Origin of the sequence: Rhodococcus sp. DK176, assembly GCF_038447315.2 — a bacterium.
Classification (GTDB): domain Bacteria; phylum Actinomycetota; class Actinomycetes; order Mycobacteriales; family Mycobacteriaceae; genus Rhodococcus_F; species Rhodococcus_F jostii_A.
On the sequence record NZ_CP118321.2, the window covers coordinates 6,237,448 to 6,249,130 of the forward strand.

Below are 11,683 nucleotides of genomic sequence, written 5' to 3' on the forward strand. Positions count from 1 at the left end.
ACTATTGATAACTGGCCCACCAATCAGAAATGGGGATCGCGTGGACGACGCATTCGAACAGGAACTCGAGAGACGACTACTCCTCCTGGAATCCCCCGACGGTGGCGGGATGATCCTGCCCGACCTTCCGTGGCGGGACGTCGCGGCGGCGATCGCCGGGATCGTCGTCACGATCACCGTCATGTCGTGGTGGGCGTACTGATGCTGGACGGGCAGCGGCTGGACCGCACCACGGAACCGGGAAGTGCCGGCGGCACCGGCGACGACGGCACGGACGCCACGATGAACGAACTGCCGTTGTTGCCGGCGGAGCGGATCTGGGGCTTCTGGGACTACTCGGCGGTCAACATCGGCTTGGCCGTGGCCACCTGGGCGTTTCTGCAGGGCGCCGCCGTCGCGTACTACGTCGGCGCGGTACAGGCGATCGCCAGCATCGTCATCGGCTACGCGATCAGCGTCTTCCTCGTCTCGCTCGCGCCATGCCTGCCGTCGGCGAAGTACGGCATCGAGCAGTTCGTCGGACTGCGCAGCGTATTCGGCAGCAACGGCGCCCGAATCGTGATGGTCGTGATCTCCACGCTCTTCGCGGCGGCGTGGTCGGCTGTCCTGGCCATCATGTTCGGGCACGGCCTGGTGAACGTCATCGACAACGTCTTCGGGGTCGAGATCTCCCAGACCGGTGCGGCAGTGAGCCTGTTGGGGCTGGTGGCGGTGGTCCTGTCCTGGCTCGTGCTTGCCCGGGGACCGGTCTCGGTCGAGTCCGTGTGCCGGGTGATCGCACCCGTCCTCGTCCTCATCATCGTCGGAATTCTCGTCATGGTGTTCACCAAGCGATCCTGGTCCGAGTTGGCCAGTCTCCCGCCGCTCGACCCGGAGAGCAATCCGCACACCAGTTTCATGGTCGCGATCGAACTGAACATCGCCGGCGGGTTCGCGTGGTGGCCGAACGTCGGAAACCTGGCGCGGCTCACCCGGGGCCCGCGTGCGGCGTTCTGGCCGAACTGGCTCGGACTCTTCGCCGCGTCCGTGGCCGCGGCGGTCGTCGGTGTCTTCGCGGCGCTGGCGCTGAACCTCGAAGATCCGACGGAGTGGATGATCCCGCTCGCCGGCGTCGTGCTGGGCGTCCTGGCCCTGATCGTCATCGGCCTCGCCAACGTCACCGCCATCCTCTCCCAGGGATACGCCTCCATGGTGGCGCTCAAAGGCGGTGGCGGGAAGCTGCTCCGCGGCACGCCCTGGCCCGTACTGGTGGCATTCATCCTCGGACCCGCGGCGATCCTCGTCTTCTTCCCCTCGGCCGTCTACGACAACTACGGTCGCTTCCTGTCCTGGGGTGCGATCCTCGTGGCACCGCTGTGCGCAGTGCAGATAGTCGACTTCTTCCTGTTGCGGCGGGGTGTCCTGCGGATCCGCGACCTGTACCTGCCCAGTGCGTGCTCCTGCTACGGGTACTGGGGTGGTGTCAACGCCTTCGCGTTCGCCTCCGTGGCTGCCGGCGCGGCCACGTACGCACTGCTGCTCAATCCGGTCACCTACATCCCGTCCGCGATCTTTCCGTACACCACCGCGTCGATTCCGGCGTTCCTCGTCGCAGGCACGCTCCACGCCGTGTTGACCAAGACGTTCGTGCAGCCGCTCGGACTCGGCGGCTACGACCGTCGGCCCCGCGTCGCCGCCGGTGCCGAAAGGTGAAAGCTATGACGTCACAGCTCTTTCCCCACCTGTTCTCCCCGCTCCGCATCGGGAACGTGACGCTCGCGAACCGTATCGTGTCCTCCGGGCACGACACCGTTCTCGTGCAGCAGGGGAAGGTGACCGCCGAACTGGTCGCCTACCACGAAGCCCGCGCCGCCGGTGGTGCCGGCATGATCGTGGTCCAGGTCGCAGGTGTTCACGAGACCGCCCGCTACACGTCCCACGTGCTGATGGCGACGGACGACGACTGCATCCCGGGGTACCGGCGCATCGCCGACGTCTGTCACCGCCACGAGTGTGTCGTCGTCGGGCAGATCTTCCATCCCGGCCGGGAGATCCTGGAGTCGCAGGACGGGTCCACTCCCGTCGCGCTGGCACCGTCCGCCGTGCCGAGTGAACGCTTCCACGTGATGCCGAGAGCGATGACGGCGGGCGAGATCGACGCGGTCGTGCAGGGGTACGGCGACGCTGCACGGAGACTGCAGCGCGCCGGACTCGACGGCGTCGAGATCGTCGCGAGCCACGGCTATCTACCGGCGCAGTTCCTCAACCCCCGCACCAACCTCCGCACGGACGAGTACGGCGGGTCGGCGGAGAATCGCCAGCGGTTCCTCCGTGCCGCACTCGCGGCCGTCCGTGCGGCGGTCGGCCGCGACTTCGTGGTCGGGATGAGGATTTCCGGCGACGAGATGGGCAGCGACGGACTGCGGCCGGACGAATCGCAGGCGGTGTGCGCGTCGCTGGACGCGGACAGACTGCTCGATTACGTCAGTGTGTGCGCCGGGAGTTCGTCGAGTCTGTCGGGCGCGGTGCACATCGCCGCCCCGATGACCGAGTCCGCCGCCTACACCGCTCCGCTGGCCGCGGCCGTCAAATCGGTGGTCCGGGTTCCGGTGATCGTGGCGGGCAGGATCAATCAACCGCACGAGGGAGACGCGGTGATCGCGCAGGGGCAGGCCGACGCGTGCGCGATGACCCGCGCCCTCATCTGCGACCCCGCGATGCCGGCGAAAGCCGAACGCAGCGAAGTCGATTCGATTCGCGCGTGCATCGGCTGCAATCAGGCGTGCATGGGGCATTTCCAGCGAGGGTGCGCGATCTCGTGCATCCAACATCCGGAGACCGGCCGCGAAGTGCGCTTCGGAGCTCTGCAGATCACACGCCGGCCGAAGAGCGTCATGGTGATCGGCGGCGGACCAGGTGGGCTGAAAGCGGCCGCGGTGGCCGCGGAACGTGGGCACCGGGTGACCCTGTACGAGGCGGCATCCCGGGTGGGAGGCCAGGTGCTGCTGGCCGAACTGCTACCGGGCAGGAGCGAGTTCGGTGGCGCCGTGACCAACCTGGAGGGGGAGGCGCGCCGGGCGGGTGTGCGGTTCGTGACCGGAACGACGGTCGACCCCGGACTGGTCAGGTCGGAGCAACCCGACGAGCTGATCGTCGCGACCGGTGCGAGGCCGTTCCGCCCCGGGATCGAGACCCTCGACGAGCCTCATATGGTGGAGGCGTGGGACGTGATCCGCGGGCACACATTCCCCGCAGGCAGGGTCCTCGTCGCCGATTGGCGCGGCGACTGGATCGGGCTGGGTGTCGCGAACCACCTCGCCCGGCTCGGCCACCGCGTCACGCTCGCGGTCACCGGATACGCTGCGGGCGAACACCTCCAGCAGTACGTGCGGAACGCGATGGTGGCCGCGGCGGTGGAGGCGAAGGTCGAGATCCTGCCCAACGTCCGTTTGCGCGGCGCGGACGACGACACGGCCTATCTGCAGCACACGCTCACCGAACGGCCCGTGCTGGTCGACGGTGTCAGCGCAGTCGTTCTCGCCCAGGGACACGCGTCGGTCACCGACCTGCTGGAGGTCGACGGGTTCCCGCGGGAGCGGATCCATGCCGTCGGCGACTGCTTGTCGCCGCGCACCGTGGAAGAAGCTGTGCTGGAAGGGCTCACCGTCGCATCGGCGCTCTGACGGTTACTTCGTGGTGCGTTTGCGGGCGGACGACGCGACCCGGTGCTTGTCGACGGTGATGGCGTCGATGAAGTCGTCGCACACCGCCCGCATCCGCGTCGGAGTCATCAGGGTGGAGCCGGTGAGCACCTGGATCGCGAGGCCGTCGAGAAGACCGAGGAGCATGTCGGTGGCGGCCCCGGGATCCTTCACCCGCAGAGCGCCCTGCTCGACACCTGCCTCGACGGTCTCCCGAACCACCCCGCGCCACTCTCCGTACACGGTGTCGTTGAGCTCTTGGAGTTCGACGTTGCCGAGTGCGGACGCCCACAGCTCCACCCACACCCGCCAGGCCGTGATCGTCTCCGGCCCGGCGGGCAGATACGACTCCACGAGCCGGTGGAGCCGCACGAGCGGGACGTCGCTCTTCTCCATGATCCATCGCCGTCGTTCCAGCGAGTGCTCGAAGTTGAACTGGAACGCCGCATGCAGCAGCGCATCCTTGGAATCGAAGTAGTAGTGGATCGTCCCGTTGCTCACCCCGGCCCGTGTCGCGACGTCGGCGATCCGGACTGCGCGGAAGCCGAGTTCGGCGATGGCTTCACACGTCGCTTGAAGGATCTGTTCTCGACGTTCCGCTTCAACGCTGGGGCGTGGCATCGCGCTCTCAACTCCTAGGATGTGACGTCTCGTCTACAGAGACCGTAGTCGAGAGTTCGGCCGAACCAGCGTAGCCGTCACCCCTGCTGCGTTGCCCTGCTGTTCTCACGGATGTGCAGGAGGGTCGGGCGATCCGCGTCGAAGGCCGCCGTGATCGCGTCCGTCAGCGCCGCGGGGGACTCGACGGCTCGTCCGTGACATCCCATCGCCCGCGCCACGGCGGGGAAGTCGATGCCGCCGAGCGCGACCGAGTGGACGGTGTCGCCGCGGTCCGCCATCTCGTTGCGGATCTCGCCGTAACCGTCGTTGTCGACGACGACGATGGGCAGCGGCAATCGGAGCTGTGCCGCGGTCGCGAGCTCGGGAAGCGTGAACATCACCCCGCCGTCCCCGAGGATCGCCAGGATCCGCGCGTCCGGGTCGGCGACTGACGCGCCGATCGCAGCGGGCAGACCGTATCCCAGCGTTCCCTGTCCCGTCGGGTACAGGAATCCGCCGGGGCGGTGCACGGTGAGGTTCGACAGCGCACCGTAATAGCAGGCCATCGTGCTGTCCCCGGCGATCACCGTGGATTCGTCGACGACCGGTGCGATGGCGGCCATCATGTCCAGCCACGGAGCGCCCTCGGCGGCGGCATCGGCGCGCAGCCCCCGTCGGAGCGACGCGGCCCGCTCGCAGGCGCCGGGATCCTCGCGCATCTTCGTGACGTCGAGCAGTTGCGACACCGTGGTCCCGGCATCACCCAGCAGGCGGATGGCGGGATCGGCGTTCGTGGTCATCGACGTCGGGTCGACGTCGATGCGAATCAGCTTGTGGTCCAGTTCGACCGGGCCGTACCAGAAGTCGGAGGGTGCGAACTCCGTCCCGATCGCGAGAACGCAGTCGGCGGCCTCGAGCACGGCGCGGACCGACGGATGGTGAACGCCGGCTCCCACCGACAGAGGGTGGTCCTCGTCGAGGACTCCCTTCCCGTTGGTCGTCGTGACCACGGGAGCGGACAGACGTTCGGCGAGGGCGCGGACCTGCGGTGCCGCCGAGCGGGCCCCGCCGCCCACGATCAGCACGGGAGACTGTGCGGCGGCGAGACGCTGTGCCGCGTCGGTCACCGCGTGCAGGGGAGCGGCGAGCGGAGCGGACCGGACCGGTGCCACGATCCGGACGTCGGCTTCCGCGTCGAGGATGTCGACGGGGATCTCGATGTGCACCGGTCGTGGTCTGCCGGAGCTCATGGCGGCGAAAGCGTAGGTGATCGCGCGGGGGATCTCGGCGACGCTGGTGACCCGGTGGCTGTAGGACACGATCGCCTCGAGCGCGGCCTGCTGGTTCTTCACCTCGTGGAGGTAGCCGTTTCCCCTCCCCGGGTGGGTGAGCGGCAGGGCCGGTGAGATGAAGAGAACCGGGACCGAATCCGACCACGCCTGCGCCGCCGCGGCAGCGGCATTGAGGATGGCGGGGCCGGTGGTGGTCAGGCACACGCCGGGTTTGCCCGTCACGCGGGCATATCCGTCGGCGGCGTAACCGGCCCCCTGCTCGTGCCGGGTCAGGACGGAGCGGATCGGCGAGTCGGCCAAGGCGGCGTAGACGGCGAGGTTGTGGGTGCCCGGAATTCCGAAGACCGTGTCGACTCCGTGTGCGGCGAGAGCCGCGACGAGTGCCTGGCCGCCGTTCTGGCTTGTCATCGATGCCCTCCCATGGGCTGTGCGTGTTCGTGTGCGGATGGTGCGCGGGTACCCGGACGGGTGCGGGGCGAAGGCGTCTCTCCGCCCCGCACCCGCGGGGATCAGTCCAGGTTCCGGGAAATGACGAGCTTCATGATGTCGGACGTGCCTTCCTCGATCTCCTCCAGTTTCACGTCGCGCATCCACTGCTCGACGGGGTACTCGCGGGAATAGCCCCAACCGCCGAGCGTCTGCACCGCGGCGTGCGTGACGAACATGGCGGTTTCGGACGCCGTCAGTTTCGCCATGGCGGCGATGCCCCGGGCGTTGCCGCCGCTGTCGATGATGCGGGCGGCGTGATGGACCAGCAGCCGGGCGGATTCGATCCGCGTCGCCATGTCTGCCAGCCGGAATGCGACGGCCTGATGCTCGATGATCGGCACCCCGAACTGCTTCCGTGTCTTGGCGTAGTCGAGGGCGTACTCGTAGGCGGCGCGCGCAGCGCCGACGGCGGCCGCCCCGAGGACGACCCGGGAGATGTCGAAAGTGCCCATCAGACCGTAGAAACCCTGTCCTTCCTCGCCGAGACGATTCTCCTCGGGGACGAACACGTTGTCGAAGAAGATCTCCCGGCACACGATGGCGCGCTGTCCCATCTTCTTCATCGGCTCACCGAAGGTCATTCCCTCGGCGCCCTTCTCGAGGAGGAACGCGGAGACGCCACCGGACCGCTGCGTGCGGTCGGTCTTGGCGAACACGACGTAGAACTGGGCGGCGCCGGCGTTGGAGATCCACGCCTTCTGCCCGCTCAGCCGGTAGCCGCCGTCGACACGCTCGGCCGTGGTGACGATCGACGCCGCATCCGAGCCGGATCCCGGTTCGGTGGTGGCCAGCGAGGTCATCGGAGCTTTCGGACCGGTGAGGGGGCCGAGCCACTGCTTCTTCTGTTCCTCGGTGCCGAGGACCATGATCGGATCGGAGAAGAAGCCGTTGGAGCACAAGAGGTTTCCGATGCCGGGGTCGCCCCAGCACAGTTCCTCCTGCACCAGGCACTGGGTGAAGACGTCGCCCATGCCGCCTCCGCCGAACTCCTCGGGGATCATGAAGTCGGTGATGCCGACCGCGGCGGCCTTGGCGAAGATGTCGACGGGCGTCACGACATCCGCCTCGTCGACCTCCCGGCCGCGGGGCCGGATCTCCTTCTGCGCGAAGTCCCGGCACAGCTCTATGATCTGCTTCTGCTCGTCGGTCAGGGGCCAGGCGGGGATGTTGGTGGTGGTCATTTCTCGGTTCCTTCGCTTCGAATACGGTTGTGTCGGTGCGGGACTGGGGCGTGTGGGGTGCGTCGGGTCAGTGCTGCACCGCCGTCAGCTCGGTGAACTCCTCGACGCCGAACCGGCCGAGCTCCCGGCCCAGGCCGGAGGACTTCCAGCCGCCGAACGGGGCCTCGGGGTTGAACGGGGCGCCGTTGATGTCGACCTGACCGGTGTCCATCCGGGCCGCGACGCCCAGTGCGCGTTCCGGGTCGGCCGACCACACGGCGCCGCCGAGCCCGTAGTCGCTGTCGTTGGCGAGCCGGATAGCGTCCTCGTCGCCGTCGTGCGGAAGGACGACCAGCACCGGCCCGAAGATCTCGTCACGCACGATCGGGTCGTGCGGTCCGACTTCGGCGAGCACGGTCGGCCGCAGGTAGTGGCCCGTTTCCAGGCCGGCGGGCACACCGGAACCTCCCGCTGCCAGGCGGGCCCCGCCGGCGACCGCCGCGTCGACCGCCTCCGCGATCGAGCGTCGCTGCGCAGCCGAGATCACCGGGCCGAGTTGCGTCGCGCGATCCCGGGGATCACCCACGCGCAACGTGTCGGCGTGGTCGGCGGCGAGTTCGACCGCCTCCTCGTACCGTGCGCGCGGCACGAGTAGGCGAGTCCACGCGCTGCACGTCTGACCCGAGTTGAGCATGGCGGCGTCGACGGTCGCGGTGACCGCCGCCGGCAGTGGGGCATCGCCGAGCACCACGGAGGCCGATTTGCCGCCGAGTTCGAGGCACGCGCGTTTCAGGGATTCGGCGGCGGCGTGCGCGACGCCCCTGCCGACGGCGGTGGAGCCGGTGAAGGACACCACGTCGACCCCGGGATGCGCGGCCAGCGCGGCCCCTACCGTTCGACCGCTGCCCGGAACCAGGTTCAGGACCCCGGGCGGAACGCCGGCATCGAGTGCGGCGTCGGCGAACAGGTAGGTGGACAGCGGAGTGAGTTCGGCCGGCTTGACGACGGTGGTGCATCCCGCCGCGAGAGCCGCTCCCACCTTGGCTGCGAGCTGGTAGAAGGGGTAGTTCCACGGCGTGATGCAGGCGACGACACCCGCGGGACGGCGCAGCAGCACCGTCCGGCCCAGCCGTTCCCGGAACGGAAGGTCCCTCGCGAGCCGCGCATACGATGCGAGGATCTCGATACCGAGGTCGATGTGCGCTTCCTCGGCCACGGTCACCGGGGCTCCCACTTCCGCGACGGTGGTGTCGACGAGGAGCTGCCTCCGCGCGCGCAGGTGGGTGCACAGGTCGTCGAGGATGTCGGCGCGATCCCCGGGAGCGCTTGCACCCCAAGCTGTTCCGGCGGAACGTGCCTCCGCGACGGCGGCATCGACGTGGTCGGCTCCGGCCGACGCCGACCGGCCGATCACGGCCTCGGTGGCCGGGTCGTGCACCTGCGTGCAGTCGGTGACGGGAATCCAGTCCCCGCCGACGAGGATCGAGCTGCGGTCCCAGGTGGTGTGAATCGTGGTGGTCATCGGGCCGCCGCTCGCGAATCCGTGTACACGGACTTGCCGAGCCATTGGCCGCCGTCGGTGACGAGGACCTCGCCGGTGATGTAGCCGGAGCGGTCGCTGAGCAAGAAGGCCGCGGATTCGGCGACTTCCTCCGGCGTCGTGAATCGAGCAGCCGGGACACTCGACAGCACGCGGGCGCGATCCTGCTCGGTGGGCCACAGGGCCGCCCCGGCTCCCTCGGTTTCGGTCGGTCCCGGTGCGATGCAGTTGATCCGGACGCCGCGTCCGCCCCATTCCACGGCCAGCGTGCGCGTCATCGCGACGACACCCGCCTTGGCTGCCGCACTGTGGACGGTGCCGGGATGACCGTGCCACGCGTAGCTGGCGATGGTGTTGAGGATGGTGCCGCGACCGGTCGCCAGCATGTGGCGGCCCGCTGCGCGGGTGCAGTAGAACGTGCCGTTCAGGACGATGTCCACGACGGCCTTCCACCCGCCCGGCGAGAGGTCCTCGCTGGGAACCACGAAGTTGCCTGCGGCGTTGTTGACGAGGGCGTCGAGGCGGCCGTAGCGATCGACCACCCCGTCGATTGCGGCGTCCACGGCGTCGGAATCCCGCACGTCGCACACCACTGCCTGGGCTTTCCCGCCGACCCCCTCGGCCGCCCGGACGGTGTCCTCGAGCATGTTCTGCCTGCGGCCGAAGACGACGACGGTGCCGCCCGCGGCCGCCCACCGCATCGCGACGGCGCGCCCGATTCCGGAGCCGCCACCCGTGACGACGGCGACGCGGCCTTCGAATTCGTCGGCGGTGTTCGGGACGAGGCCGGGGGAGTGGGTGTCGGTCATCGCATGGTTCTCCTGTGCTGTCTCGGGATGCGGTTCACGGGGCGGGGGCCGGTTCGGCGGCCACGACGAGCGCGTCGACGGTGAGCGCTCCGTCCGGGGCGGCGCGGACCGGATTCAATTCGATCTCGGCGATGTCGGACCGTTCCGCGATCAACCGGGACACCCGTGTGATCACGTCGACCACGCCGTCGACGGACACCGCGGGGCGTCCCCGCCACCCGCGGAGAAGCGGCATGCAGCGGAGGCGTTCGAGCATCGCGAGGGCATCGCCGGGCCCGACGGGGGCCGATTCGAGACAGATGTCCTGGAGCACTTCGGTTTCGGTGCCACCGGCGCCCACAACGATCACTGGACCGAGGTCGGGATCACGGCGCGCGCCGACCAGGATCTCCACGGTGCCCGCCCGGGTGTCCTGCTCCTCGAGCACGTAGTCGCCGTCGCCGAGCCGTGAGTGCATGTCCTCGAAGGTGCGCGCCAGCTGTTCGGGACCGTCGATGCCGACCGCGACGCCGCCCGCCTCGCTCTTGTGCTCGAGCCAACTCGCCTTGAGGACGAACGGGGCCCGCAAACGGCCGGCCAGTTCGACCGCCTCCTCGTGGGTGTGCACGACTCCGCCGTCGGGGAAGGCGACTCCGAGTGCGGTGAGGAGTTCGCGCGCGGCCCAGTATCCGGGCCGGAGTCCGTCCCGCGGAACGGGCTCGGAGAGGGCGTGGTTCGACGGTTGCGGCGGTCGCAGGCGGGACAGCCCGGACAGGGCGCGGACCGCGGAGTCGACCGTGTCGAACACGGGGACGCCGTGCCGCCACAACGCCTGTGCGGTGCTCGATTCCGGAGCCATGGTGTGGACGACGACGGGTTTGCCGGTCTCCGCGGACGCCCGGCCGATCCGTTCGGCCACGGCCGCTTCGTGTTCGGCGAGAGTGGGAGCGTCCCGCGCGTAGCAGCCGAAATACCCGGTGAGCACCACGGCGTCCGACTCGTCGGCACGGAGGAGACGGCCGACGACGCTCGCGTAACTTCCCAGATCTTGCTCGCCCGCCCCGGCGAGGTCCACCGGGTTGTTGCTGGCTGCACCGGCCGGCAGTTGCAGGGCAACGGATTCGGCGAGCGCCGGGGAGAAGTCGGGAACGGTCAATGCGCTCGCGCTCGTCACGTCCGCGGCGATCGCGCACTGCCCGCCGCTGTCGCCGACGATGGCGACGCGGTTGCCGGCAGGAACGGTGGTGGAGAGGAATGCCCGGGCGACGGTGATCAACTCGTCGGGGCTGCTCACGCGGAGCACTCCCGCTGCGCGGCACGCGGCGTCGACGACGTCCAGGGCAGAGGTGAGCGAGCCCGTGTGGGAACGCGCCAGACGCGTGCTCGCGGCGCTGGCGCCGACCGTCAGCAGCAGGGTCGGTCGTCCGGTGTCGCGCAGGGCGCGCAACGTCCGGAACAGGGATTCACCGTCGCTGAAGCTTTCGAGGTACAGGGCGATCACGCGCGTCGGGTCGTGGCCGCCGAGCTCGGCGAGCAGTTCGGCGGCGGTGACGTCGGACTGGTTACCGATGGAGACGAACCGGGAGACGCCCACACCGTGCCGGGCGCCGAGCGCGGCGAGTTCGGAGCCGAGTTGCCCGCTCTGCGAGATGATCGCGAGCGGCCCGGGTGTGAACCGTCCCCATGCCAGCGAGAGGTCGGTGGCGCTGTCGTAGATGCCGAGACTGTTGGTGCCGACGAGTCGTGCTCCGGCACTGCGGATCCGGGCCGCGAGTTCGGCTTCGCCGGGAACGCCCGCGGTGACGCCGAGGAATCCGCGGACGCCGAGTGCGAGGGCTTCGTCCACCACGTCCGAGACGTAACGCGCAGGCACGCAGAGGGCGACCAGGTCGGGGACCTCGGGGAGGGCCGACACGCTCGGGTGGCACGGGTGTTCGAGGAGGGTGTCGGTTCTCCTGTTGACCAGGTGGACCCGGCGGCGGTGCTCGCCGGTCAGAGCGCCGCTCGCCAGCCAGTAACCCCACTTCGCGGGATCGGCGGAGGCGCCGACGACGGCCACCGAGGCGGGGTCGGAGAACACGCTCAGTTGTGTGACGGACTCGGCCACCACAGTGGTCATAGGGGACTCTCCTCG

9 protein-coding genes are annotated in these 11,683 nt (G+C 69.3%); 3 read left to right on the top strand and 6 right to left on the bottom strand.

The genetic code is table 11. The features are described from left to right. Positions 1 to 40 precede the first annotated feature (40 nt). Genes PSR88_RS29015 through PSR88_RS29025 form a run of 3 tightly spaced genes read left to right on the top strand, consistent with a single transcriptional unit; the run spans position 41 to position 3,662 of the window. Complete coding sequence (locus PSR88_RS29015) at positions 41 to 202, top strand: hypothetical protein (RefSeq protein ID WP_016883453.1); 162 nt, start codon at positions 41 to 43, stop codon at positions 200 to 202. Next, entirely contained in the window at positions 202 to 1,692 is a 1,491-nt protein-coding gene (locus PSR88_RS29020; RefSeq protein ID WP_037197395.1) for a cytosine permease, read from the top strand. Before PSR88_RS29015 ends, PSR88_RS29020 begins: the two co-directional genes overlap by 1 nt. A gap of 5 nt (positions 1,693 to 1,697) precedes the next feature. Beyond that, on the top strand, positions 1,698 to 3,662 hold the full coding sequence (locus PSR88_RS29025) for an FAD-dependent oxidoreductase (protein WP_016883451.1): 1,965 nt from the start codon (positions 1,698 to 1,700) through the stop codon (positions 3,660 to 3,662). A gap of 3 nt (positions 3,663 to 3,665) precedes the next feature. On the opposite strand, the gene PSR88_RS29030 is transcribed toward PSR88_RS29025, so the two are convergent. The 6 genes from PSR88_RS29030 to PSR88_RS29055 all read right to left on the bottom strand — a co-directional run bounded on the left by PSR88_RS29030 (position 3,666) and on the right by PSR88_RS29055 (position 11,668). Then, entirely contained in the window at positions 3,666 to 4,301 is a 636-nt protein-coding gene (locus PSR88_RS29030; RefSeq protein WP_011597837.1) for a TetR/AcrR family transcriptional regulator, read from the bottom strand. Positions 4,302 to 4,378: 77 nt separating this feature from the next. Then, a complete protein-coding gene (locus PSR88_RS29035) occupies positions 4,379 to 5,980 on the bottom strand; it encodes a thiamine pyrophosphate-binding protein (RefSeq protein ID WP_016883450.1) in 1,602 nt (533 codons plus the stop codon). A 101-nt stretch (positions 5,981 to 6,081) separates the two neighbouring features. After that, positions 6,082 to 7,242, bottom strand: coding sequence for an acyl-CoA dehydrogenase family protein (locus tag PSR88_RS29040; protein WP_011597839.1), 1,161 nt, complete (start codon positions 7,240 to 7,242; stop codon positions 6,082 to 6,084). Positions 7,243 to 7,309: 67 nt separating this feature from the next. Next, on the bottom strand, positions 7,310 to 8,743 hold the full coding sequence (locus tag PSR88_RS29045; protein ID WP_016883449.1) for an aldehyde dehydrogenase family protein: 1,434 nt from the start codon (positions 8,741 to 8,743) through the stop codon (positions 7,310 to 7,312). Beyond that, positions 8,740 to 9,570, bottom strand: a complete 831-nt coding sequence (locus tag PSR88_RS29050; protein WP_016883448.1) for an SDR family oxidoreductase — start codon at positions 9,568 to 9,570, stop codon at positions 8,740 to 8,742. Before PSR88_RS29050 ends, PSR88_RS29045 begins: the two co-directional genes overlap by 4 nt. A gap of 34 nt (positions 9,571 to 9,604) precedes the next feature. Beyond that, positions 9,605 to 11,668, bottom strand: a complete 2,064-nt coding sequence (locus PSR88_RS29055; RefSeq protein WP_016883447.1) for an acetate--CoA ligase family protein — start codon at positions 11,666 to 11,668, stop codon at positions 9,605 to 9,607. Positions 11,669 to 11,683: the final 15 nt, after the last annotated feature.

What these genes read in the sequence shown, in the direction of transcription:
- PSR88_RS29020 (WP_037197395.1), top strand. Translation starts at nt 202, where the DNA reads ATGCTGGACGGGCAGCGGCTGGACCGCACCACGGAACCGGGAAGTGCC.
- PSR88_RS29025 (WP_016883451.1), top strand. Translation starts at nt 1,698, where the DNA reads ATGACGTCACAGCTCTTTCCCCACCTGTTCTCCCCGCTCCGCATCGGG.
- PSR88_RS29030 (WP_011597837.1), bottom strand. Translation starts at nt 4,301, where the DNA reads ATGCCACGCCCCAGCGTTGAAGCGGAACGTCGAGAACAGATCCTTCAA.
- PSR88_RS29035 (WP_016883450.1), bottom strand. Translation starts at nt 5,980, where the DNA reads ATGACAAGCCAGAACGGCGGCCAGGCACTCGTCGCGGCTCTCGCCGCA.
- PSR88_RS29040 (WP_011597839.1), bottom strand. Translation starts at nt 7,242, where the DNA reads ATGACCACCACCAACATCCCCGCCTGGCCCCTGACCGACGAGCAGAAG.
- PSR88_RS29045 (WP_016883449.1), bottom strand. Translation starts at nt 8,743, where the DNA reads ATGACCACCACGATTCACACCACCTGGGACCGCAGCTCGATCCTCGTC.
- PSR88_RS29050 (WP_016883448.1), bottom strand. Translation starts at nt 9,570, where the DNA reads ATGACCGACACCCACTCCCCCGGCCTCGTCCCGAACACCGCCGACGAA.
- PSR88_RS29055 (WP_016883447.1), bottom strand. Translation starts at nt 11,668, where the DNA reads ATGACCACTGTGGTGGCCGAGTCCGTCACACAACTGAGCGTGTTCTCC.